The following is a 25,412-nucleotide window of genomic DNA, read 5'->3' as shown; positions in this document are numbered from 1 at the left end:
ATAAGGAAGGAGGAAGGACAGTGCAATTGTCAGTCGTTGCTGAGAAATTGGTGCATGAGGTCCGGAAATTGATTGATGAGGAAATCATCATCATTGATCATACAGGCACAATCATCGCAAGCACCGATAACAGCCGGATTGGCTCCTATCATGAAGGGGCGATACATGCTTTCAAAAACCGTGAGAAATTAATCATAAATAAACAGGATGAACGAAGTTGGAAAGGGGTTAAGGCAGGAATCAACCTACCCATTTTCTTTAATCAGGAAGCCGTTTGCGTGATTGGGATCACTGGGGAACCCAATCTTGTTTCCCCATATGCAGAACTATTGAAAAAGATGACGGAGATGTTCATTCAGGAAAGCTATCACATCGAACGGGAGGAATCTCAATCACGTCTGATGGAATTCTTCGTCTTTGAATGGCATCAGCTTGAAACGTTCGATGAGCCATTCCTTCAGAAGGCGAAGCTGCTTGGAGTCGATGTTCATGTTGACAGGGTTCTCATCCTCGGTGAATTCAAAACTGAAAAGGTCATCGAGCCGCATGTGTGGAGAGCGCTTCAGATTTACGTAAGGCAGCAGCATCCATTGGATATCGTCGTCCGGTGGGGGAGGAATCAGTTCGTCCTTCTTTCGGCAGCCGATCACTTCGGAACAAGAGACCAACAATTAATGAAATTGCGTAAATTGCAAAGTAAGCTCGAAGGCAGCTCCGGTTATAAAGTGTGTGTGGGCGTAAGCTCGCATATGTCTGGAGCGGCCTTCAGAAAGGCTTATTTTAAGGCGGAACGCTCGTTGAAAATCGCCTATGCATTTGAGGGAATTATTTTTGATGAGGATTTGAAGCTTGAAGTCCTGCTTGATGAGGTTACCCCGGAAACAAGACAGGAATATGTAGCCCGGACGATAGAGGATTTGCTTCCCAACGAGGAGTTGCTTAAAACTCTTTCCATGTACTTTGCCTGTGATCTGTCCATGAAGGACACCGCTTTAGCTCTTCATATACACATCAATACGCTCCATTATAGACTAAAGCGGATCGAAGACTTGACCGAACTGAACCCAAGGAAGCTAGCAGATTTGGTCACACTCTATCTAGCACTTAGGATATTGGATGAACATACATATTAATTGTCGATAAAACTCGAAAATATGTATGTTCATACATGGAAGGTAGTGCCGTTTTTTCCTTATACTTAAATCATAGCAAAACGATCCAATGTGATTGTGAATATGAGGGGGAAATACATACATGATAACAAAGCCGGTCAAGCAGCTACTCCTTTCCATCGTTGGTCCCGAAAACTACGATGATTCGAAAGTGGAGTGCCTAGTATATTCATATGATGCCACGCCAGGGTATCAAGCGATGCCTGATGCGGTCATTAAACCTGGTTGTACAGCCGAAGTGTCGGACATCGTCAAGGTTTGCAGCGAGTACAAGATACCCATCGTTCCACGGGGATCCGGAACGAATTTGAGCGGCGGTACCTGTCCGATGGAGGGAGGGCTTGTTCTATTATTCAATCGAATGAATTCATTGCTGGAAATAGATGAGGAAAACTTAACGGCGACGGTGCAGCCCGGTCTCATCACATTGGACTTGATTTCAGCCGTTGAGGCGAAGGGGTTATTTTATCCGCCCGATCCAAGTTCGATGAAAATCTCGACGATCGGAGGCAACATTAATGAAAACTCCGGTGGCTTGCGCGGGTTGAAATATGGAGTCACGCGCGATTATGTCATCGGGCTTGAGGTGGTCCTTCCTAATGGGGATATCATTCACACAGGAGGCAAGCTTGCAAAGGATGTAGCGGGGTACGATTTAACGAAGCTGATGGTCGGCTCCGAGGGGACGCTAGGAATCGTTACGGAAGCGATCTTAAAACTGATTCCCACCCCGGAAACGACAAAGACGATGCTAGCACTGTATCAAGATCTCGATGCCGCAGCCCAGTCAGTGGCAAAAATCATTTCGAATAAAATCATTCCGGTCACCCTTGAATTTCTTGACCGGCCGACATTGGTCGTCGTTGAGGATTTTGCGAAGATCGGATTGCCGACCGATGTGGAAGCGGTCCTCTTGATTGAACAGGATGGTCCTTTGGAAGTGGTGGAACGTGATATGAAAAGGATGGCGGATATCTGTCTCGAAGAAAAGGCGGTTTCGGTGGAAATTGCCGAAACGGAGGCTGATGCAGCTGCGCTGAAAACGGCCAGGCGTACTGCCCTTTCCGCATTGGCACGCCTGAAGCCGACGACCATTTTGGAAGATGCCACCGTTCCCCGTTCGGAAATTGCCAAGATGGTGCGAGCGATCAATGAAATCGCCAGCAAGCATGATGTGAACATTTGCACTTTCGGTCATGCCGGGGACGGAAACCTTCATCCTACCTGTATTACGGATGCTCGTGATCATGATGAAATGGAGAGGGTGGAGCTCGCCTTTGCCGATATTTTTGCCGCAGCCATCGATCTTGGCGGAACGATCACCGGTGAACATGGAGTGGGTGCGATGAAGGCGCCTTACCTTGAGTGGAAGCTCAAGAAAGAGGGGGTGGCCGCGATGACTGCAATAAAGCAAGCATTCGATCCAAATAACATCATGAATCCCGGCAAGATCTTTGCTAAGGAGAGCAGGAAAAGAGTGGTGGTTTCCTCATGACGACCGTTAAGGAAAGAGAAGCGATTGCCAGTGAATTCGCGGAAAAAATGAATGAAGATGAATTGCTGAATTGCATGCGTTGTGGTTTTTGCCTGCCCCATTGCCCGACATACATCGAATCCGGATTAAAGGAATCATATTCGCCAAGAGGGAGAATTGCCCTGATGAAAGCGGTGACGGATGGGCTGATAGAGCCCGATGAGGATGTAGAACGCTCTTTAAGTCTATGCCTGGGCTGCAGGGCGTGTGAACCTGTTTGCCCTTCCGGCGTGAAATATGGACATCTTCTGGAAGAAGCAAGAGATATCATCCATCAGAATAAGGATCACAGCTTTCCTGTGAAAACGATCCGCAAGGCCGTTTTTAGCGGATTATTCCCACATCAGGAGCGAATGCAGAACATGACGAGCTTACTTGGCTTTTATCAAAGGTCCGGTCTGCAATATATCGCCCGTAAAACAGGGGTCCTCAGTATGCTGCCCGATCATTTGGCGACCATGGAAAAGGTACTTCCGAAGGTCCCGACAAAATCCGAAATGAAAAAAAGGCCAACCGATCTGCCCTCGATAGGGCCAGTCCTCAAAAAGGTCGCCTTCTTTTCCGGCTGCTTAATGGATACGATGTTTCTGGAAACGAACAAGGCAACATTGAAGCTCCTTCAGCTCGCGGGATGTGAAATCGTGATTCCCAAGTCCCAGGCTTGCTGCGGGGCGCTTCATGGGCACAGTGGTGAAAAAGAAGGGGCAAAGCGACTGGCCAAACGTAATATAGAAGCGTTTGAAGCGGACGAGGTGGATTATATCATTACGAATGCCGGTGGTTGTGGGGCTTTTCTTATTGATTACGACCATTTGCTTCAAGATGAACCAACTTGGCATGAACGGGCGATCGCCTTTACAAATAAGTTGAAGGACATCAGCGAAATTCTGGTCGATTTACGCTTTCACGAAAAAACTCGTCTGAAATTGCCAGCTCAAACGGTCACATTCCAGGATTCCTGTCACTTGCGAAATGTGATGAATACATCCATTGCTCCGCGTATTCTCCTACAAGCGATAGAAGGAATCGATTTCAGGGAAATGAAGGATGCCGATCGCTGCTGCGGCTCGGCAGGAATCTATAATATCGTCGAATCAGAGATGTCGATGAAAATCCTCGACACGAAAATGGCTCACACCAAATCGACGCAGGCCGATATTGTTGTTACGGCAAACCCTGGCTGTTTACTGCAAATGCAGCTTGGCATCGAGCGGGAAAAAATGGGGGATTGCACAAAAGCGGTGCATATCGCCGACCTGCTCGTGGAAGCTGCAGCATTATAATAGAAGAATGGGAAGGCGAAATGGGGGGCACACGCTATTCGGCAAATGATAAGTTGGAATCAATTGGCTAAACATTACATTTTTATTAATGAGGAAACCATTGAAGAATCTGGTTTTCAAGGAAACGACCGTTCTATTCCGAGAACAAATTGTCATGTTATAACATAAATGAAATATGATTTTCTCGTTTACTTAGGGGCCAAGCGGGTAGAGTTTATATATAACAACTACTTAAAAGCACACCAAACCCTAAGGAGGAATGTAACATGAATAAAACAGTATACGGAATATATGAAACGAATGCAGAAGTGATTCAAGCAATCAATGCACTCAAGGCTAAGGGCTTTGAAGGAGACGATATCACAGTTGTCGCTGAGAAGGAAGAGACATTGGATTTTATGAACCATCAACGTGAAACGGATGTTCATACAATAACGAATGTATCTAGCGACGAATCATTCATGGACAAGGTGGCCCGCTTCTTCATGCCGGACGAAACAGCCGATCTTTCAACAAAATTGGCAAATGCCGGTCTTTCCAATAGTGATGCAGCTGAACATGTTTTTGATGTAGAGAACGGAAAAGTCCTCGTACTAGTTGAAGAAGGTAAAGGGCATCTTGGGACGGCGAAAGATAAATTCACGACTGCAAGGACTGACACTGCAGGAACGAGCTTGGACGCAAACACCACAACGCCACTCTATAACGATACCAAAAAAATCGATGCACTAAATAAAGAGGATGCACTAAATAAAGAGGATGTTTATGGAGTGAACGGTCAAGGCCGGGAATTGCCAGAAGATGAACGGACGCTCAAGCTTCGCGAAGAACAGCTGAGTATAGACAAACAAAGAGTTCAGACTGGAGAAGTGGTCATTAATAAAGAAGTCAATGAACAACATAAAACCATCAATGTCCCTGTTGAACATGAAGAAGTGACAATCGAGCATCGATCAGTTACAGGAAGAGAAGCAAGCGACGAACCTGGCAGCAGCATTCAAGCCGGGGAAACCATTCGCATTCCTGTCGTGGAAGAAAAACTGGAAGTATCAAAAAAACCAGTAGTAACAGATGAAATTGTCATCAAGAAGCATGCTGTACAAGAAACGGAGCAAGTTAAAGATACCCTTAAAAAGGAAGAAATTCAGCTTGATAGTACAGATGACTCGATTGTCAATGAAAAAAACGAAACGGAAAAAAGAGGCGCCCGCTTCTAATTGCAGCTTATTAAAAAGGTCTTCGGAATGTATGCATTCCGAAGACCTTTTTTACTGTATTGTTTCCATTCATGCTGCGGCAATAAGCATCCTATCACGACTTTGATCGCATGTTGCTTACAGGAGATGAGTGAAATATCCCGCCTTAACGACTGCCGGCATGAACAGCGGGATTGCAATTTGTGGCCAAAAAGGCGCCCGAACTGCACGCTCAAAAGTGTCTACAGTGGGAAGGAACGGTTTAAAGTACATGCAGGAAGAATGGATTCCAGGGAAGCAGCACTTGTTTAAAAAGCGGCGCTTGGGGTATACCTACAATAAGAATATTGTTTCAGAAATTAAGGAGGAAGAGATGCATGGGAAAAGCATTATATGGTGTGTATGATACGAAAACAGACGTATATCAGGCGATACAATCCTTAAAGAAAACGGGACATGAAGGAGAAATAACCGTAATTGCTAATGATAAGGAAGATTTCGACTTTGGGAATGACAGCCGGAATCACGAAGTGGACGTCGTAACGAACTCTAACGACGAATCCTTATTGGATAAGATGAAACATTTTTTCCTGAACGAAGGATCTGGTGACATCAGGAACAGGTTAGGTGAATTGGGTCTTGCCGATAGTGAAGCAACCGCTTATATAAACGAAGTGGAGGCAGGGAAATTCTTGATCCTTATAGATGATCAGGCAGCCGCGTCCAACGATATGCACGATGACGAAACCCTCATAAACGATCCGCTTAAAACAGGTGTGGTGAACAACCCGGACCCAAATCTTTTTCCAGAGACGACTGCCAATGCTTATCAAACAAGGGAAGTGGAGGCACAGCCAGGGAGAAGTAAAGAGCTGCACGGGAATTCCGACCATATCTTCGAAGATCATGAAGAGCTTGACACGAAGCGAGCCCAGGAAAGGGAAATCAGGGCCAACTCCACTGATAAATTTAAGCAGCAGGAGAAGGTGGACTATGAAGGAACACTGGCTAGTGATCCCCATGCAGACCCATTTTCAGCAGATACCCAAAAAGCCTTGAATGCAGAACGAACTGTAAACCGTGATGTTAAAGGGGAAGAAGATCCGTTGGAAGACGATTACATCAAGAATCGGATCAACACCGACAAGCTGTAAGCGCAAAAAAAATAACAGCCTGCCTAGGGCTGTTATTTTTTGAATGTTCCAGCAAAGGGGTTCTTCGGCAATGAACGAGCATTTCCCCTTGTATTATTTGCTTGTTTATTGTTTAAGCGGCAAGGTATAATTACAGAGGAATTCTATTTCAAGTGAAGTAACAAGGAGGAAGAAAACATGGACAAAAACGTTTACGGTGTTTTTGACTCTAATCCGGAACTACTTGCTGCAATTCATGATTTACAAGCAAAAGGCGTGACTGGCATACAAATGACAGTGGCAGCTGATATAAAAAATGATGTGCAGCTAGGAAACGAGCATACGGATATATTGATCATCGCCAATCAGGATAAGGATACTTTTTTAGAGAAAATTATCCATTTCTTCACCGAAGAAGGCTCAGGGGACTTGCGCACCTTTTTCACGAAATATGGATACTCTGTAACCGAAACCAATGCGATTCTCGAAGAAGTGAAAGCAAAAAAATTCATTCTACTTCTTGATGAAGAGGTGTCAGTCGAAGAAATGAAGGCTGACCCGGATAAAGTAGTCCCGATGACAAAATAGCGAGCAAAAAAATAACAGCCGACGAGGGCTGTTATTTTTTTAATCCGGATTCCAAAGCATGAATCATTTCCTGTTTTTCCTGATCGGAAGAATTCTGCCAGATGACCTCGAATAATACGCCCAAGCCGGGCAGCATTTTCTCCTCACCGTTTTGTATCGCATCGACAATCGTATCTTCCAGCTGCTCTTGCGAATTTCCAGTTACATTTTGGATGATCGCATTACGTAGGTTTAAATTCACAATTATTCCTCCTCTAACACATAATGACTGACATTAATAGCATTTCACAAACGAGCATGCAATATGTATGTGATTTGCGTTATAATAGGAAAATCAGTGTGAAGTTAAAGGAGCGTTTACCCTTGAAATATATCGAATCCGTAAAAAACCCGCAAGTCAAGCAATGGAAGAAGCTATTGACGAAAAAAGAGCGTGATAAGACAGGGAAATATCTAGTCGAGGGATTTCATCTTGTTGAAGAAGCCTTAAAAGAAGAAATCGTCATGGAAGTCATCGTAAATGAAGAAACCGAAATGCCCGCCCATTTTAAATTGGAAGGCACGGAAGTCATTTATGTCAAAAATGATATTATGAAAGCAATATGCGACACCGAGGCCCCCCAAGGAATTGCGGCCGTTTGTGAACAGAAGTTAGCGAGCATGTCCTCGATTGATCATGAAAAGCTATTACTGATCGATGCCGTTCAGGACCCGGGGAACATTGGAACGATGATCAGGACAGCCGATGCAGCTGGTATGGATGCGGTCATTGTTGGTGAAGGCTGTGCAGATTTATATAACCCGAAAGTGGTCCGATCGACGCAGGGGAGTCTATTCCATATGCCTGTTATCAAAGCAAACCTATCCGAGATCATCGAAGAACTGAAACAAAAGGGGACACCGGTTTATGGAACGGCCTTGGAAGGAGCGTCACCATTTGAAGAAGTGGAAAAAACATCCCGATTCGCCCTGCTTGTAGGTAATGAAGGTCAAGGCGTTTCGAAGGAATTACTGGCCAATACGACAAAAAACCTCTATATTCCGATTTATGGAAAAAGCGAATCGCTTAATGTAGGGATTGCAGCCGGGATTTTAATGTACCATTTGCGAAAATGAATTTGAAACGGCAGCTGAATTATAATATAATGAAACAGAATTTTATAATGCAAACAACGATGACAAAGAATAGTAACTTGGGTTATCCATATTCAGGGAAAAATGCCTTGACTGAAAGCATTTTTATGGCGCTGCTTAAGTGAATTCACCTTTCGAGTTGGCATTGGGAAGACATATCGTCCGAAAAATGTTCCGGTGAAAAGCCGTTATTTTTATGAAGTGAGTGCAGGCGTTTATTTGTCCTTGCACTAATAAGGGTGGTACCGCGATACATAAACCTCGTCCCTTTAGGGATAGGGGTTTTTTTGTGTTCATTTTTACAAAAAGGATTAAAGGAGGAAGACATGATGCAGGAACGATTACTAGAACTGCAGGAAGAAGCGTTGCAAAAAGTGACCGCCGCTTCCGAACTTAAGGAACTGAATGAAGTCCGTGTTGCTTATTTGGGGAAAAAAGGCCCAATCACTGAGGTATTGCGGGGCATGGGCAAGCTCTCAGCAGAGGAACGCCCGAAAATCGGCGCGCTTGCCAATGAGGTCCGTGAGGCAATCGCTACGGAAATAGAGCAAAAACAAAAAGCTCTGGAAACGGCTGCTGTCAATGCTAAGCTTGCAACGGAAACGATTGATGTGACTCTGCCAGGGCGTCCGGTGAACAAAGGGAACCTTCATCCGTTAACACGTGTCGTGGAAGAAATTGAAGACTTATTCATCGGAATGGGATACACCGTTGCAGAAGGTCCGGAAGTCGAAAGCGACTACTACAACTTTGAGGCCCTGAATCTGCCAAAAAGCCATCCGGCACGTGATATGCAGGATTCGTTCTATATCACGGAGGAAATCCTGATGCGGACGCACACTTCACCGGTGCAAGCAAGAACGATGAAAAAACATAAAGGTCAAGGTCCTGTAAAGATCATTTGTCCGGGAAAAGTATATCGCCGTGATAATGATGATGCGACGCACTCCCATCAATTCCAGCAAATTGAAGGCTTGGTCATCGATGAGAACATCAGCATGAGTGACTTGAAAGGAACGCTTGACGTATTCGCGAAAAAAGTATTCGGACAAGACCGTGAAATCCGTCTTCGTCCAAGTTTCTTCCCATTCACCGAGCCTTCCGTCGAAGTGGATATTTCCTGTAAAATCTGCGGTGGAAAAGGGTGCAGCGTATGTAAACAAACAGGCTGGATCGAAGTGCTTGGCGCTGGGATCGTTCATCCGAATGTCCTTGAAATGGCAGGCTTCGATTCAAAAAAATACTCTGGATTCGCATTTGGAATGGGTGTGGAACGGATCGCGATGCTGAAATACGGTGTAGACGATATTCGTCATTTCTATACGAATGATGTACGGTTCTTAAAACAATTCAACCATCACGAAGCATAAATTTAAATTTTAAAAAGGAGGACCTATCATGTTTGTCTCTTATAAATGGTTACAAGATTATGTTGACCTTTCAGGCATCAATGCGACGGAGCTAGCTGACAAAATCACGAAAAGCGGCATTGAGGTTGAAGGGGTGGAAAAGAAAAGTGAAGGGCTAAAAGGCGTCGTAATCGGCCATGTCATTGAACGTGAACAGCATCCAAATGCCGATAAATTGAATAAATGCCAAGTTGATATCGGGGCAGAAAATCCCGTTCAGATCATCTGCGGTGCACCTAATGTCGATAAAGGCCAAAAAGTCGCAGTCGCCACTGTCGGGGCTGTCCTGCCAGGCAATTTCAAAATCAAGAAAGCGAAGCTGCGCGGAGAGGAATCGCACGGGATGATTTGTTCGCTACAAGAATTGGGCTTTGAATCCAAGCTCGTTTCCAAGGATTATGCTACGGGCATCTTCGTCTTCCCTGATGATGTGGAAGTGGGAAAAGATGCATTGGAGGAGCTTGGTTTAAGTGATGAAGTGCTCGAACTTGGGCTGACTCCAAACCGTTCCGATGCATTGAGCATGCTTGGTGTTGCATACGAAGTGGGAGCGATCCTAGGCCGGGAAGTAAAATGGCCGGTTGTCGAGAAAGAAGAGTCAACTGAAAAAGCGACGGATTATATTAGTGTCAAAGTGGAAGCAAAAGAAGATAACCCGGTATACATCGCTAAAATCATCAAAGATGTCAAGATCGGTCCTTCACCGCTTTGGATGCAGACTCGATTGATGTCTGCAGGCATCCGCCCGCATAATAATGTCGTCGATATCACGAATTATATCTTACTTGAATATGGCCAGCCGCTTCATGCCTTTGATTATGACCGCTTTGGTTCAAAGGAAATCGTCGTCCGCAGGGCGAAGGACGCTGAAAAAATCGTAACGCTGGATGAAGCGGAACGTACATTGACACCAGCACATCTAGTGATCACTAATGGCAGCGAGCCTGTAGCGATAGCAGGTGTGATGGGCGGAGCCGATTCCGAAGTGAAAAACGATACAACAAACATCATCCTTGAAAGTGCCTATTTCGCAGGTACGGTCGTTCGTAAAGCGTCAAAAGACCATGGTTTGCGCAGTGAAGCAAGTGCACGTTTTGAAAAAGGCGTCGATCCGGCCCGTGTACGTGAAGCTGGAGAACGTGCGGCACAATTGATTGCCCGTTATGCTGGCGGAACAGTCCTGCAAGGAACGGCAGAAGTTGACGAATTGACAATGGAACCTGCTGTCATCAGCATCACCCTTGAAAAGATCAACAAGCTTCTTGGAACAGACATGACCGTAACAGAAGTGGAATCCATCTTCAATCGCCTGAAATTCGGAGTGGATCTTGACAATGAAACGTTTACGATCACTGTCCCGACACGCCGTGGCGATATTACGATTGAAGCTGACTTAGTCGAAGAGGCGGCCCGTTTATATGGATATGATAATATTCCCACTACATTGCCGATCGGTGCTGCTATCCCTGGCCATTTGACGGACTATCAAATGAAACGTCGGAAGGCACGCCGTACACTTGAAGGAGCAGGCCTTTATCAAGCGGTGACCTATTCACTGACAAGTGAGGAAAAAGCATCGCAATTCGCATTGGAAGCAAGAGAATCCATTGGATTAGCCATGCCGATAAGTGAAGAAAGAAGCCAGTTGCGTTTAAGCATCGTACCTCAATTGTTGGAAGTCGTAAAATATAACAATGCCCGCCAGCTTGATTCACTAGCACTATATGAAATCGGTTCGGTGTTCTTTAAGACGGAAGACCAAGAGCTTCCAGAAGAAAAAGAGCATATTGCCGGAGCCATCACTGGCCTATGGGAGTCTCATCCATGGCAAGGTGAAAAGAAACCAGTGGACTTCTTTGTTGCCAAAGGCGTGATCGAAGCATTATTCGACACACTTGGATTAGCGGATCAGATCAGTTACCGCCAAGCACAAATCAACGACATGCATCCAGGACGGACAGCGGAAGTCTTATTGAATGGTGATGTAATTGGCTTTATCGGCCAAGTGCACCCAACTGTCCAAAAAGACTTGGATATAAAGGAAACATATATTTTCGAACTATCCTTAAAGGCATTGGCAGAAGCAGAAGTGGCGCCAATTGCCTACGAAACCATTCCGCGCTACCCATCAACGACACGCGATATCGCGCTCGTCGTCGATCAAGCGACAAAAGCCGGAGACATCCAAAACATTATTGGAGAAGCCGGAGGCAAGCTACTCAAGGAAGTAACCATCTTCGACTTATACGAAGGTGAAAGAATGGAGGAAGGCAAGAAATCCATTGCCTACTCACTGAAATACTACGACCCGGAACGCACGCTGACCGACGAAGACATTACAAAAGCACATGAAAAAGTGCTTGAAGCCGTCAAAGAAAAAGCCGGCGCCGAACTAAGAGGATAAAACAAAAAGACAGCTCCCTGAAACTCGGGAAGCTGTCTTTTTATAAACTCGCGAGTAAAGCGCTCAAATTGGCGAGTAAAGCACTGGAATTGGCGAGTAAAGCACTGGAATTGGCGAGTAAAGTCCTCGAAATGGCGAGTAAAGCACTCGAAATGGCGAGTAGCGCTCGAATTCGCGAGTAAAGCACTCGAAATGGCGAGTAAAGCGCTCGAATTGGCGAGTAAAGCACTGGAATTGGCGAGTAAAGCGCTCGAATTGGTGAGTAAAGCACTGGAATTGGCGAGTAAAGCGCTCGAATTGGTGAGTAAAGCACTGGAATTGGCGAGTAAAGCGCTTCACTCTTTATTTATGATATTTCTGCTGATATAGACGCTTTGCTTTTTCGGTATTGGCGAAGTGGGTTTTCGTGAATTCGTGGAGTGAGTCCATTCCTTTTTCATGAATCAATCGTGCGGCGGCTTCGTCGACGGCAAATCCGGCTCCTTTAGGAATCTTGAATCCGGCTTTTTCACTTAGCAAATCAAAGCGTTTGACGAAGGCGTATCGTGCCAGGATGGATGCGGCGGCTACGCCGAGGTGTATGCCCTCCGCTTTTGTACATAAATAGGTGGCGTTCGCTTGAAATCGCTCTTGGCCCTTCAAATAATTGAAAAATACATCAGGCTGGGCAAATTGGTCAATAAGGACCGCCTCTGCTTGCTCTGGCTGAATTTTTTGCATGAGAAGCTTAATCGCTTGGTTGTGGAGGAGAGCCTTCATTTTTCCTTGTGACATTCCCTGTGCCTGAAGCGTATTATACTTTGGGTTATCGCACGTGAGCAGGCTGAATGGCACGACATCCTTAATCTGTTTGGCAATTTCGATAATCTGTGGATCTTTCAGATTTTTGGAATCCTGGACACCAAGCTCCTTCAATAAGGCGAGCTGTTCCTTTTTTGCATAAACGGCTACGACCGTGATCGGGCCGAAATAATCTCCAGTCCCCACTTCATCGGACCCGATCACTGACATCGTTCCGATATTGGCGGGAGGTGAATACCGGTGGACATTGACTGAAGCGGTCGATGTCGTTTTTTTCTTCGGCGCTGCAGCTGTAGCGGCCTGCTGCCATTTGCCAGCTTCCAGTTCAGCATTCTTGCCTTGGAAAAGGACCTTTCCTGATTTATAGGCGGTTACCGTGCAGAGCGGGGGCTTGGCTGAGAAAATGCTCCCCGGCGGCAGTTTGGTAGCTAAGGATGAAGAATAATGAACCTGCATCGCCTTTATTTGGGCGGGATTGGTAAGTAAAACAACATGGGACATAATCGGTAAACTCCTATCTTCATATTATTATTTAGGCAATCTGCTTCCTAGGTCGTTTCATTTGACAAATTATTGCAGTTTTTATACAAGAAATGACGTGGTACTCTCTTTCATGACGAAAAACTTCATGATATGATAGAATTAGGATTGTTTAGATTGGGGGCATCATTTTGTCAGACGATAAACGAAATAAAACAACAGTTGATATATACGGACAACCATATACAATCGTCGGAACAGAAAGCGCAAGTCATATGCGTCTGGTCGCTTCGATGGTTGACGAAAAAATGAGAGAAATCAGTATGAAAAACCCATACTTGGATACAAGCAAGCTAGCGGTACTAACGGCCGTAAATACCATTCACGAATATATTAAGTTAAAAGATGAACTAGACCAGCTTCAACTGGAATTAAAGAGAGAGAAGGACTGAGTACATGCTTGATTTAGCAATTCTGGCCATTCTTTTAATCGGTTTATTAATCGGTTTAAAGCGTGGCTTCATTTTACAAACTGTTCATATGACAGGGTTCATAGTGGCCTTTATCGTCGCATATGTGTTTTATGGAGATCTTGCTCCCAATTTGAAATTGTGGATCCCGTTTCCAACGATGGGGGATTCCTCGGCCCTTAATATGTTTTTCGAAACAGTCGGGCTCGAAACGGCGTATTACAATGCGATTGCCTTCGCCATCGTTTTCTTTGCTGCCAAGATCCTTTGGCAAATGCTTGGCTCCATGCTCAATTTCATTACCCACCTACCAATATTGAAACAGCTGAATCGCTGGGGCGGCGGGATATTGGGCTTTATCGAAATCTATCTTATCATGTTTATTATATTATATATAGCTGCCATGCTGCCAATGGATTCGATCCAGAAGCCATTAGCGGGGTCTTTTCTGGCAGAATCGATCGTAAAGCATACACCGTTCCTTTCCGAACAAGTGAAGGAACTGTGGTTTCAAAAACCAGATCAATCATAATGACAGTTAACGAGGGCCTGCCTCCCTTTCTCAAAGTGTCGGATTCATATACTTTGATTGGGGGAGGCCCCTTTTCTGTACCAGGATGACCTTGACCTGATGGAATCATGGCAAGAATCGGACTGCTTGTACTTTACCTTCAAGAAAGGTATCTTTAAGGAAGAAAACAAGGGACACCCTACTAATTTTTTTGGCGGTGAAATAAATGACGATCAATAAAAAAGATATCATTAAACTATTGGAAAAAATCGCAATATATATGGAATTGAAAGGTGAGAATCCTTTCAAGGTTTCAGCTTTTCGCAAGGCGGCAGGAGCTTTGGAAACGGATGATCGGAGTCTTGCGGCCATCGAGGACTTCACTGCTTTAAATGGAATTGGGAAAGGAACGGCAGCCGTCATTGAAGAGTATATCAATGAGGGGAAATCGACCGTGCTTGAAGAGCTTCAGGAGCAGGTGCCAAAAGGTTTGATACCATTGTTGCAACTTCAAGGCTTGGGCGGCAAGAAAATTGCCAAGCTTCATAAAGAGCTGCATATCAATGATGTGAATGATCTTAAAACTGCCTGTGAAGAAGGCAAGGTTGCGGCATTGGCCGGTTTTGGCAAAAAAACGGAAGAGAAGATCCTGGCAGCGATCGCTGAGGCAGGTTCAAGGCCTGATCGGCTTCCACTTGCCTTCATGCGGCCGATTGCGGCTGATATTGAAGCGGCCCTTGCCAACATGGAGCACATCATCCGGTCATCGAGGGCTGGCAGTATCCGTCGCATGAGGGAAACGATCAAGGACCTCGATTTCATCATCTCGACAGATCATCCCGAAGAAGTGAAGAATCAGCTTCTCGCCATAACAGGGATAAAGCAGGTCATTGCGGCAGGTGATACAAAAGTATCGGTCGTGCTTGATTATGAATATGATATTTCTGTCGATTTCAGGATCGTGAAGGATAAGGAATTCATTACGACACTGCATCATTTTACCGGTTCGAAGGATCATAATGTGCGGATGCGCCAGCTTGCTAAAGATCGAGGCGAAAAAATCAGCGAATATGGTGTGGAAGTGGCGGAAACGGGAGAAATCCTGACGTTCGAAACGGAAGAACAATTTTATCATCACTTTGATCTGCCATACATCCCACCGGAATTACGTGAAGACGGAACCGAAGTGGAGCATTATGATGCAGGTGAACCGCTCATATCTCTAGAGGCCATACAAGGTGATCTCCATATGCATACCACATGGAGCGATGGGGCTTATACGATTGAAGAGATGATTGAAGCGTGCCGTGCAAAAGGCTATCGATATATGGCCATCACCGATCATTCGCAATATTTGAAGGTGGCGAACGGACTGACTGTGGAGCGGTTGCGTGAACAAAAGAAGATCATTCATGAACTGAATGAAAAATACGATGATTTCACCGTTCTTTCCGGGATAGAAATGGATATCCTCCCTGATGGCACGCTTGATTACGATGATGAACTGCTTGCGGAGCTGGATTTGGTAATCGCATCGATCCATTCCAGTTTTTCACAGCCGCGCGATACGATCATGGAGCGCTTAAAAACGGCTCTGAATAATCCGCATGTCGATATCATCGCCCATCCAACGGGAAGGATCATCGGCAAACGTACCGGATATGATGTCGATATGGAGATGCTGATCGAGCTGGCCCGTGAAACGAATACGGCATTGGAATTGAATGCGAATCCGAACCGCCTGGATTTGGCGCCTCCACATCTGCGTAAGGCACAGGAAGCGGGTGTTTCGATTGTCATCAATACGGATGCCCATAGCATTGATATGCTCGAACATATGCCAGTTGGCGTTTCCTCGGCCAAGAAGGGCTGGATCAAAGAAGCGACGGTCCTGAACGCAAAGGATACAGCTGGATTATTAGCATTTTTGAAGAGAAATGATTAACAACTTGCCCATAAATAAGGAGGAGCTTTAACTCCATGCATAATAAAGCTTTAAAAACATTGGAATTTCATAAAATCAAAGAACAATTAATCTCGCACGCCTCCTCTTCAATAGGTAAAGAGAAGGCACAGCAATTGATGCCTTCGACCGACTTTGAAGAGGTGACGAGGTGGCAGGAGGAAACGGATGAGTCAGCCAAAATCGTCCGGTTGAAAGGCAATTTGCCATTGGGCGGAATTTTTGATATCCGGCCACATGCAAAAAGGGCACAGATTGGCGGTATGCTCTCACCGATGGAACTAATGGAGCTTGCGAGTACGATTCGTGCCGGAAGGATCCTGACTCGTTTCTTCGAAGAACTAGCCGAGCAGGAAATCGATGTCCCGCTATTGGCCGAATATATCGATTCGCTTCATCCGCTGATTGATTTGCAGCAGGAAATCACGTTTGCAATCAGTGAACATGGAGAAGTGATGGATTCTGCCAGCGATAAGCTCCGCACTTTAAGAAACCAGATCCGAACGAATGAAAGTCGTGTCCGTGAAAAGCTTGAAAGCATGATTCGTTCCTCGAACGCAACAAAAATGTTATCGGATGCCATCATCACGATCCGGAATGACCGTTTTGTCATCCCGGTTAAACAGGAATACCGCAGTGTGTATGGCGGGATCATCCATGATCAATCATCTTCCGGGCAGACATTGTTCATCGAGCCGCAAGCAATCGTTCCATTGAATAATGTCCTTCAGGAAACACGAGTGAAGGAAACGCAGGAAATTGAACGGATATTGGTCGAATTATCGGAAAAAGTCGGTGGATACACGCCTGAATTACTTCATAATGTCAAGGTGCTGGCACAAATAGATTTCCTGGTTGCCAAAGCGAAATATGCCAAAGCGATAAAGGGGTCGAAGCCGATTCTGAATAATGAGGGACGCGTGAAGCTGTTCAAGGCGAAGCATCCGCTCATTCCGGGTGATGCCGTCGTGGCCAATGACATTGTCCTTGGTGATGAATTCACGACGATCGTCATCACCGGCCCGAATACGGGGGGGAAAACGGTAACCTTGAAAACGATTGGCCTCTGCACATTAATGGCTCAATCCGGTCTGCAAATTCCCGCACTCGATGGTTCTGAAACGGCTGTGTTTTCCTCTGTTTATGCCGATATTGGCGATGAACAGTCGATTGAGCAGAGCCTCAGTACGTTTTCGTCCCATATGGTCAATATCGTCGACATCCTGAAAAAGGTCGATTACGACAGTCTTGTCTTATTCGATGAGCTTGGTGCGGGAACCGACCCACAGGAGGGCGCCGCTTTAGCGATATCGATTTTGGATGAGGTATATAAGCGCGGAGCACGTGTGATGGCAACGACACATTATCCGGAATTAAAAGCATATGGATATGATCGGCAAGGCGTCATCAATGCTAGTGTCGAATTCGATGTGGAAACATTAAGCCCGACTTATAAACTCTTGATCGGTGTACCGGGACGGAGTAATGCTTTTGAAATTTCCAAACGTCTTGGCTTGGATGAAAGCGTGATAAGCAATGCCCGCAGCCATATTGGAGAAGATACGAATAAAGTTGAAAATATGATAGCTTCCCTTGAAGATAGCCGCAAGAAGGCGGAAGAAGAGGAGCTGGAAGCCAAGAACCATCTGGAACAGGCAGAGATCCTTCATAAGGATTTGCAAAAACAAATGAGTGTATATGAAGAAGAACGCGATGCGCTCGCTGAAAAGGCAGCAAAAGAGGCAGCCGCAATCGTTGAACAGGCAAAAAAAGAAGCGGAAGCGATTATCGCGGAATTACGTAAGCTGCGACTCGAAAAAAATGCCGATGTGAAAGAGCATGAACTGATCGATGCGAAAAAACGGCTTGAAGAAGCAACGCCGAAAGTGAAAAAAACATCGAATAAAGTGGCAAGGCCTCTGGAGAAAAGCCTGAAGCCGGGAGATGAAGTTAAAGTCGTTAGCTTCGGACAAAAGGGCCACCTGATCGAAAAGGTTTCCGGGAATGAGTGGCAAGTTCAGATCGGCATCATGAAAATGAAGGTGAAGGAGTCTGATCTTGAATTCATCAAGGCAACAAAAGTGAAGGAAACCAAGCCTCTCACCACGATAAAAGGGCGGGATTATCACGTCAGCGTGGAACTTGATTTGCGTGGGGAACGCTTTGAAAATGCGATTTCACGAGTCGAAAAGTATGTGGATGATGCACTATTGGCCGGATATTCAAGTGTCTCCATCATTCATGGTAAAGGAACGGGGGCTCTCCGGTCCGGAGTCCAGGAATACCTGAAAAATCACCGCTCTGTCAAAAGAATCCGGTTCGGCGACGCTGGAGAAGGCGGAACAGGCATTACGGTGGTTGAATTTAAATAAAGGAAGCGGTCATGCCGGCAATTCTGCCAAGCCGGATGGCCAGTTACCGTTTTGGGAGTTGGACCATGGAGAATATGTGGGAAAATGAATATGTATATATAGCTGCTCGTTACAGTGTCGTTATTTTGTGCATGATTGTTTTTTTAGCCATTTTTGAACTTGTCACAAAGTACAAGAACTGGGAGGAAATCAAACAGGGAAACCTTTCTGTGGCTTTGGCAACTGGCGGCAAAATATTTGGGATCGCCTATGTATTCCAACAGTCCATCCTCCATCAGAATTCGCTCCTGACCATGATTGGCTGGGGTGTGTATGGATTTGTCCTTTTGCTGATCGGTTATTTCATTTTTGAATTTATGACACCTGGATTTAAAATAGATGAAGAGATACAAAAAGATAACCGGGCAGTCGGATTCCTGTCGATGATCATATCCATCGCTTTATCTTTTGTCATCGGTGCCGGAATTTCTTGATGCCCATCATGAGAGGGAGAAAACTGTGGAGAAACTTGCAAAAGTCCTGATTGTTTGTTGCGGAATCTTTTTTCTGCTTGGAATCGTTTATATGTTATTCTTCACTTGAAAGAAGCGGCCATTTGCGTCGCTTTTTATTTTGAAGTCAAATAGAATGATGGACAAAATCTAAATTCGCGAGTAAAAGCACGAAACTGGCGAGTAAAGTCAATAAATTCGCGAGTAAAAGTGCCGAACTGGAGAGTAAAGTGATTAAATTGGCGAGTAACGCTCCGAAATGCTGAAAGAAAGCAGTAATTATACGGAAAACCCGGGCAAACTGGGAGTGTAACGTAAGAATTTGACGAAAAACGGCCCCAATTGGGTGTGAAAGGCGCAATTTTTGTTAGAACCCTTCTCAAATTCGATGCAAAGCCAAACTTGCTCCAAACTGTGGGTCGTCTATGGCTCATTGAATACATTTTTACCCCTGCCATCAGCCTTTATGCTTATATTTCCTGATTTCAACAATTGTAAGAAAATCCCGGTTGTATTATAATGTGAATGAGTATTAAGAATATTCAGAAGGAGGGGTGTGCATGAGCCAAAAGCCATGGCAAGCCATTTATCCGGAACAGATACCAGCCGTTTTATCGTATGAAGATAAACCTCTTTATTCATTTTTGAAGGAGTCGGCCGAGGAATTCCCAGATAAAGCATCGATTCATTTCCAGGGAAAGGAATTATCGTACCGCGAAGTTTATGAATCGGCTTTAAAGTTCGCAGCCTATTTAAAAAGCATCGGCCTTCAAAAGGGAGAACGCGTAGCCGTCATGCTTCCTAACTGTCCTCAAGGTGTCATAGCCTTTTTTGGGATATTGATGGCCGGCGGAATCGTCGTTCAAACGAATCCAACTTATACGGAACGTGAACTTGAGTATCAACTGAAAGATTCCGGGGCGAAGATGATTTTAGTGATGGACATTTTATTTCCACGTGTCACTGCAATCGCTTCAAGAACGAATATCGAACATATCATTGTAACCGCTATCAAGGAATATTTACCTTTTCCGAAAAACCTTATCTATCCGTTCATTCAAAAAAAGCAATATGGCATCGTCGTTAAAATCGAGCATGCAGGAAATCATCATTTGTTCACCGAAATCATGAAACGAAAAATTCCTGAGGAAGTCGCTGAGCCGATCGACGTGAATGAGGACCTTGCTCTTTTGCAATATACAGGCGGGACAACGGGCTTTCCAAAGGGGGTCATGCTTACTCATAAGAACTTATTGGCCAATACGAAAATGTGCAATGCTTGGCTTTATAAAAATAGGCGCGGAGAGGAAAGGGTCCTGGCCATTTTGCCATTTTTCCATGTGTATGGGATGACGACGGTATTGGTTCTTTCCGTCATGGAAGGGAATACGATGATCATCATGCCGAAGTTCGATATTGAAGCGACGCTGAAAACCATTCAAAAACAGAAACCGACAATGTTTCCAGGTGCGCCGACGATGTATATCGGCCTACTGAACCATCCGGATATAGCCAAGTATGACCTGTCTTCCATCAATGCGTGTATAAGCGGTTCTGCTGCTTTGCCATTGGAGGTTCAGGAGCAATTCGAAAAACTCACGGGCGGTAAGCTGGTTGAGGGCTATGGACTATCGGAAACCTCTCCGGTCACTCATGCTAATTTCATTTGGGATCAGCCCCGGGTAAAAGGAAGCATCGGACTGCCATGGCCAGATACGGACTCTGTGATCTTGTCCCTGGAAACGGGCGAAGAACTTCCGCCGAATGAAATTGGCGAAATAGCCATAAAAGGGCCACAAGTGATGCAGGGATACTGGAATCGACCGGAAGAAACGGAAAGCACGTTTAAAAATGGCTGGCTGCTTACCGGCGATTTGGGCTACATGGATGAACAGGGATTCTTTTATGTGGTCGAAAGGAAAAAAGATACCATCATTGCCGGAGGGTTTAATATATACCCGCGTGAGGTGGAAGAGGTACTTTACGAGCATGAGGCGATTCAGGAAGTTGTTGTGGCAGGCATACCTGATCCATATCGTGGTGAGACCGTCAAAGCCTATGTTGTCCTGAAAAAAAATGCCAGTGCGACCGAAGCTGAATTGAATGAATTTGCCAGAAAGAACCTGGCTTCCTATAAGGTACCGCGCAGTTATGAATTCAGGGAGGAATTGCCTAAGACGACGATAGGAAAGATTTTGAGAAGAGTCCTGATCGAAGAAGAAAAGAAAAAGCTTTCCGACGAAAGAAAAGAAGCGTAAAGCACAATCGTCCTTACGGAGCATTGGCACATGGCTCCGTGTTTTGGAGAGAAGCTGGACAACCTCCAGACCGAGGCTGTAGAATATGCAATAGAGATAGCCGAATGTCGGTACTCTTCGAAGTTTTTGCTTGACAGTCAAGGGCCGTCATTTTATGATAGAAATATGAATGATGATTCATTCATTTTCTGAAAGGGGACCGCCAGTGAAACGCAACAGACCAAAGTATAATCAAATTATTGACGCAGCCGTCATCGTCATTGCCCAAAACGGCTATTATCAAGCTCAAGTATCCAAAATCGCCAAGCAGGCAGGCGTAGCGGATGGCACCATCTATCTTTATTTTAAAAATAAAGAAGATATTTTAATATCATTATTTCATGAAAAGATGGGCTATTTTGTTGAACAGATCGAAGAAGAACTCAAAGGGAAATCCACAGCATCCGAAAAAATGCATGTGCTCATCCAGAAACATTTTCAAATCCTTTCAGAAGACGTGAATTTGGCAATTGTCACCCAATTGGAATTAAGGCAGTCGAATAAAGAATTGCGCCTAAGAATCAATGATGTGTTGAGAGGGTATTTAAATTTAATCGACCAGATCATCATTGAAGGCAAAGAGAAAGGCGAATTCCTGCCGGATTTAAATAATTTACTTGCAAGGCAGATGATATTTGGAACGATAGACGAAACGGTGACGACATGGGTCATGAATGAGCAAAAGTATTCGCTCTCGGACCTTGCACCGGATGTTCATCGCCTTCTGCTTGGAGGATGCGCCTTTAAAAGTTAACGGTTTGAATGGGGGATGGCTAGCCATCCTCTCAAGAATCGGTTAATTGCTTCCGAGTGGGCAAGGGAAAAGATACATATTGAATGTTCAAAAAAGTTTGACTAACATGACAGGAGGGATGGATATGGAATACCTGAAGCTTTCTATCGAAGATCATGTGGCATTCATAACGATTGATCACGCACCCGCGAACGCACTGTCCTCAGCCATCATCGGGGAGATAGGGGATGCCTTCGATCAAATCGGGCAAAACGAAGATGTACGAGCTGTCCTTCTTCATGGCGAAGGAAGATTCTTCTCGGCGGGAGCTGACATTAAAGAGTTTACTGAAGTGAAAAATGGTGAAGCGTTCATAGCGTTGACCAAAAAAGGCCAAGAAGTGTTTGAGAAAATCGAATCGTTTCCTAAGCCGGTCATTGCCGCCATCCATGGTGCAGCGCTTGGAGGAGGGCTGGAGCTGGCCATGGCCTGCCACATCCGTTTAGTAACCGAAAGGGCCAAGCTGGGCTTGCCTGAGCTGCAGTTGGGATTAATCCCTGGTTTTGCTGGCACACAGCGTCTTCCTCGTTATGTCGGTATGGCCAAAGCAGCTGAAATGCTCTTTACAAGTGAACCGATCACAGGCACTCAAGCTGTGGAAAGGGGTCTGGCGAATCATGCTTTCAGTGAGGAAGAACTGCTTCCGAAGGCAAATGAGCTGGCCCGTAAAATAGCCAGGAAAAGCCCGGTTGCTTTAAAGGCGGCCATCGAGTTATTGAATTATTCCAAGCATGATTCCTACTATAAAGGCGTGGATAGGGAAGCGGCCCTTTTTGGCAAAGCTTTTGATACGGCTGATGCAAAAGAAGGAATTCAGGCCTTCATCGAAAAAAGGGAAGCTGTATTCAAAGGGAAATAATATTATTGAAGGTACCAAAAAACTATTTTTAAATATTATGCAGGATTTTGCCGGAACCTGAAGAATACTATTCATATATCAATAAAATTCATAATCTTCAAAACTCAAATCATTCGGGAGGTATTACCGTGAACATTTATGTGCTGCTGAAAAGAACATTCGATACAGAAGAAAAAATTACATTATCAAACGGGAAAATTAATGAGGATGGAGCAGAATTCATCATTAATCCGTATGATGAGTATGCTGTTGAAGAAGCCATCCAAGTGCGTGATGCACAAGGCGGCGAAGTAACGGTCATTTCCGTCGGAAGCGAAGAGGCTGAGAAGCAATTGCGTACAGCTCTTGCAATGGGTGCAGATAAAGCGGTATTGATCAATATCGAAGATGATATAGAAAATGGCGACCAATTCACGACTGCCAAAATCATTGGCGAATACTTAAAAGACAAATCGGCCGATTTAATCATTGCAGGGAATGTGGCAATCGATGGCGGTTCAGGTCAAGTCGGTCCACGCGTTGCCGAAATTTTAGAAATTCCTTATATTACAACAATCACTAAATTGGATATTGCAGATGGAAATGTAAGCGTTATCCGTGATGTTGAAGGAGATTCCGAAACGATTGAAGCTTCCCTTCCATTGTTGGTTACCGCTCAGCAAGGATTAAATGAACCGCGTTACCCTTCTTTGCCAGGGATCATGAAAGCGAAGAAAAAACCGCTTGAAGAATTGGAATTGGATGATCTGGACCTGGAAGAGGATGATGTTGAAGCGAAAACGAAAACGATTGAAATCTACCTTCCAGCAAAAAAAGAAGCAGGAAAAGTGTTGAGTGGCGAGATCGGTGACCAAGTTAGCGAACTTGTTCAGTTATTACGCAGCGAAGCTAAAGTGATTTAATGGTAACGGTTCGTCTTTAAATAAACTACACACAACAAATGGATAAAATAGAGCACAGGAGGTTTTTATAAATGGCTAGAAAGTTTCTTGTATTGGGCGAAGTTCGCGACGGTTCACTAAGAAATGTATCATTTGAAGCTATCGGTGCGGCAAAACTTGCTGCTGATGGCGGAGAAATCGTAGGTGTTTTAGTTGGTGACAGTGTTCAAAATCTCGGGAATGAATTGATTCAATATGGTGCAGACCGCGTTGTTGCAGTCGAAAACGTTCAATTGAAGCAATACACTTCAGATGGTTTTGCTCAAGCCTTGCTCGCCGTCATCGAGCAGGAAAAGCCGGAAGGCATTTTCTTCGGCCATACGGCACTTGGAAAAGACCTTGCCCCTAAATTGGCAGGAAAGCTTGAATCAGGATTGATTTCCGACGTGACATCCATTGAAGAAGAAGGCGGAAATATCGTGTTCACCCGGCCGATTTATTCCGGTAAAGCTTTTGAAAAGAAAATTGTTACAGGTGGGGTGGTTTTCGCGACGATCCGCCCGAACAATATTGAGCCATTGGCGAAAGATGAGTCCCGTTCCGGCGATGTAGCGGCATTGAACGTGGATATCAAGGATTTACGCACCATCATAAAAGATGTGGTCAGAAAAGCAAGTGAAGGCGTCGACCTTTCAGAAGCCAAGGTTATCATTGCTGGCGGCCGCGGTGTGAAAAGTGAAGATGGCTTTGAACCTTTGAAGGAGCTGGCACAAGTTCTTGGCGGAGCGGTAGGTGCATCACGTGGTGCATGTGACGCAGACTATTGTGATTATTCGTTGCAAATCGGGCAAACGGGAAAAGTCGTTACACCTGATCTATATATTGCTTGCGGAATCTCTGGAGCCATCCAGCATTTAGCTGGCATGTCCAACTCCAAAGTTATCGTGGCGATCAACAAAGATCCTGAAGCGAACATCTTCAATGTTGCCGACTATGGAATTGTTGGCGATCTTTTCGAAGTCATTCCATTACTGACGGAAGAATTCAAAAAGCTTAAAGTGAACGCATAAAAAGCAAAAACGCCTCGTATCAGGGATGAGACATTATAGTCTTGTCCCTTTCTTTTTTGTAATGCACGGGGACTTATGGGTGCATATTCCCTCTTTTTTTGGACATCCTACCACTGAAGCAAAATATTAGCATCGATTCTAGCAACAATGGTATACTGTCTTTAGTTATTTGAGTAAATTTGAGGAGGAATTATATATGGCTATTGTAAATGCAACTGACCAAACTTTCACAACCGATACTAGCGAAGGTGTCGTTCTTGTAGATTTCTGGGCTCCTTGGTGCGGACCTTGTAAAATGATCGCTCCTGTTCTTCAAGAGCTTGATACGGAAATCGGCGATACAGCGAAAATCGTAAAAGTCGATGTAGATGAAAACCAAGAAACGGCCGGGAAATTCGGTGTAATGAGCATCCCAACATTAATCGTCCTTAAAGACGGTGAAGTGGTGGATAAAGTGGTTGGCTTCCAACCTAAAGAAGCTCTTGCCGATCTTATTGCAAAACACGCTTAATAAGCGGGCCGCCAAAAAAAGCTTCAAGTCTCCGGACTTGAAGCTTTTTTCACTATCTTG

Annotated in this window: 23 protein-coding genes and 1 other annotated feature; of the genes, 21 read left to right on the top strand and 2 right to left on the bottom strand. The window is 44.9% G+C overall.

The features are described 5' to 3' along the window. The first annotated feature begins 20 nt into the window (after positions 1-20). From ABE28_RS16800 to ABE28_RS16770, 6 genes are all read left to right on the top strand, one after another. The gene (locus ABE28_RS16800; protein WP_064465948.1) at positions 21-1,133 is read left to right on the top strand and encodes a PucR family transcriptional regulator; all 1,113 of its coding nucleotides are present in this window, start codon (positions 21-23) and stop codon (positions 1,131-1,133) included. Positions 1,134-1,254: 121 nt separating this feature from the next. Beyond that, complete coding sequence (gene glcD, locus ABE28_RS16795; RefSeq protein ID WP_064465947.1) at positions 1,255-2,667, top strand: glycolate oxidase subunit GlcD; 1,413 nt, start codon at positions 1,255-1,257, stop codon at positions 2,665-2,667. Continuing rightward, positions 2,664-3,989: a (Fe-S)-binding protein gene (locus ABE28_RS16790; protein WP_064465946.1), complete on the top strand. Its 1,326-nt coding sequence runs from the start codon at positions 2,664-2,666 to the stop codon at positions 3,987-3,989. The genes glcD and ABE28_RS16790 overlap by 4 nt, the downstream gene beginning before the upstream one ends. Before the next feature lie 266 nt (positions 3,990-4,255). Further along, positions 4,256-5,206 carry a YsnF/AvaK domain-containing protein gene (locus tag ABE28_RS16785; protein ID WP_064465945.1) on the top strand — a complete coding sequence of 317 codons (951 nt, stop codon included), beginning with the start codon at positions 4,256-4,258 and terminating at the stop codon, positions 5,204-5,206. 356 nt (positions 5,207-5,562) lie between these two features. Then, the gene (locus tag ABE28_RS16775) at positions 5,563-6,339 is read left to right on the top strand and encodes a general stress protein (RefSeq protein ID WP_064465943.1); all 777 of its coding nucleotides are present in this window, start codon (positions 5,563-5,565) and stop codon (positions 6,337-6,339) included. Between the two features lie 177 nt (positions 6,340-6,516). Beyond that, positions 6,517-6,906 (top strand): general stress protein, encoded by a 390-nt coding sequence (locus tag ABE28_RS16770; protein WP_064465942.1) that lies wholly within the window; start codon positions 6,517-6,519, stop codon positions 6,904-6,906. A gap of 31 nt (positions 6,907-6,937) precedes the next feature. On the opposite strand, the gene sspI is transcribed toward ABE28_RS16770, so the two are convergent. After that, positions 6,938-7,147 carry a small acid-soluble spore protein SspI gene (sspI, locus tag ABE28_RS16765; RefSeq protein WP_064465941.1) on the bottom strand — a complete coding sequence of 70 codons (210 nt, stop codon included), beginning with the start codon at positions 7,145-7,147 and terminating at the stop codon, positions 6,938-6,940. A gap of 122 nt (positions 7,148-7,269) precedes the next feature. On the opposite strand from sspI, the gene ABE28_RS16760 reads away from it, so the two are divergent. The 4 genes from ABE28_RS16760 (at position 7,270) to ABE28_RS25155 (ending at position 12,222) form a co-directional block, all read left to right on the top strand. Beyond that, positions 7,270-8,022, top strand: coding sequence for a TrmH family RNA methyltransferase (locus ABE28_RS16760; RefSeq protein ID WP_064465940.1), 753 nt, complete (start codon positions 7,270-7,272; stop codon positions 8,020-8,022). A 50-nt stretch (positions 8,023-8,072) separates the two neighbouring features. Continuing rightward, positions 8,073-8,312 (top strand) — a binding site (T-box leader). Positions 8,313-8,369: 57 nt separating this feature from the next. After that, on the top strand, positions 8,370-9,410 hold the full coding sequence (gene pheS, locus ABE28_RS16755; protein WP_064465939.1) for a phenylalanine--tRNA ligase subunit alpha: 1,041 nt from the start codon (positions 8,370-8,372) through the stop codon (positions 9,408-9,410). Positions 9,411-9,438: 28 nt separating this feature from the next. Further along, complete coding sequence (gene pheT / locus ABE28_RS16750; RefSeq protein ID WP_064465938.1) at positions 9,439-11,853, top strand: phenylalanine--tRNA ligase subunit beta; 2,415 nt, start codon at positions 9,439-9,441, stop codon at positions 11,851-11,853. A 192-nt stretch (positions 11,854-12,045) separates the two neighbouring features. After that, positions 12,046-12,222, top strand: a complete 177-nt coding sequence (locus ABE28_RS25155) for a hypothetical protein (protein WP_156775810.1) — start codon at positions 12,046-12,048, stop codon at positions 12,220-12,222. Here the strand turns inward: ABE28_RS25155 and rnhC are convergent. After that, on the bottom strand, positions 12,196-13,155 hold the full coding sequence (gene rnhC, locus ABE28_RS16745) for a ribonuclease HIII (RefSeq protein WP_064465937.1): 960 nt from the start codon (positions 13,153-13,155) through the stop codon (positions 12,196-12,198). The two genes, ABE28_RS25155 and rnhC, sit on opposite strands and share 27 nt — an antisense overlap. A 170-nt stretch (positions 13,156-13,325) precedes the next feature. Between rnhC and zapA the strand changes: the two genes are divergently transcribed. The 11 genes from zapA (at position 13,326) to trxA (ending at position 25,352) form a co-directional block, all read left to right on the top strand. Next, a complete protein-coding gene (zapA, locus tag ABE28_RS16740) occupies positions 13,326-13,586 on the top strand; it encodes a cell division protein ZapA (RefSeq protein ID WP_057911494.1) in 261 nt (86 codons plus the stop codon). 4 nt (positions 13,587-13,590) lie between these two features. Then, on the top strand, positions 13,591-14,136 hold the full coding sequence (locus ABE28_RS16735; protein WP_064465936.1) for a CvpA family protein: 546 nt from the start codon (positions 13,591-13,593) through the stop codon (positions 14,134-14,136). A 205-nt stretch (positions 14,137-14,341) separates the two neighbouring features. Then, positions 14,342-16,060 (top strand): DNA polymerase/3'-5' exonuclease PolX, encoded by a 1,719-nt coding sequence (gene polX, locus ABE28_RS16730; protein ID WP_064465935.1) that lies wholly within the window; start codon positions 14,342-14,344, stop codon positions 16,058-16,060. Positions 16,061-16,095: 35 nt separating this feature from the next. Next, positions 16,096-18,450 carry an endonuclease MutS2 gene (locus ABE28_RS16725; RefSeq protein ID WP_064465934.1) on the top strand — a complete coding sequence of 785 codons (2,355 nt, stop codon included), beginning with the start codon at positions 16,096-16,098 and terminating at the stop codon, positions 18,448-18,450. A 65-nt stretch (positions 18,451-18,515) separates the two neighbouring features. Further along, complete coding sequence (locus ABE28_RS16720; RefSeq protein ID WP_034309012.1) at positions 18,516-18,923, top strand: DUF350 domain-containing protein; 408 nt, start codon at positions 18,516-18,518, stop codon at positions 18,921-18,923. Positions 18,924-19,501: 578 nt separating this feature from the next. After that, a complete protein-coding gene (locus ABE28_RS16715; RefSeq protein ID WP_064465933.1) occupies positions 19,502-21,199 on the top strand; it encodes a long-chain-fatty-acid--CoA ligase in 1,698 nt (565 codons plus the stop codon). A gap of 205 nt (positions 21,200-21,404) precedes the next feature. After that, positions 21,405-21,992, top strand: a complete 588-nt coding sequence (locus ABE28_RS16710; RefSeq protein WP_064465932.1) for a fatty acid metabolism transcriptional regulator FadR — start codon at positions 21,405-21,407, stop codon at positions 21,990-21,992. Between the two features lie 124 nt (positions 21,993-22,116). Continuing rightward, a complete protein-coding gene (locus ABE28_RS16705; RefSeq protein ID WP_064465931.1) occupies positions 22,117-22,890 on the top strand; it encodes an enoyl-CoA hydratase in 774 nt (257 codons plus the stop codon). A gap of 128 nt (positions 22,891-23,018) precedes the next feature. Beyond that, a complete protein-coding gene (locus ABE28_RS16700) occupies positions 23,019-23,792 on the top strand; it encodes an electron transfer flavoprotein subunit beta/FixA family protein (RefSeq protein WP_064465930.1) in 774 nt (257 codons plus the stop codon). Positions 23,793-23,863: 71 nt separating this feature from the next. Then, a complete protein-coding gene (locus ABE28_RS16695) occupies positions 23,864-24,841 on the top strand; it encodes an electron transfer flavoprotein subunit alpha/FixB family protein (RefSeq protein WP_064465929.1) in 978 nt (325 codons plus the stop codon). Between the two features lie 196 nt (positions 24,842-25,037). Further along, positions 25,038-25,352, top strand: a complete 315-nt coding sequence (trxA, locus tag ABE28_RS16690; RefSeq protein ID WP_064465928.1) for a thioredoxin — start codon at positions 25,038-25,040, stop codon at positions 25,350-25,352. Positions 25,353-25,412 lie beyond the last annotated feature (60 nt).

Source organism: Peribacillus muralis (assembly GCF_001645685.2).
Lineage (GTDB): Bacteria > Bacillota > Bacilli > Bacillales > DSM-1321 > Peribacillus > Peribacillus muralis_A.
The sequence above is the reverse complement of the archived record's forward strand: the minus strand, read 5'-3'. Positions and strand labels throughout refer to the sequence as shown.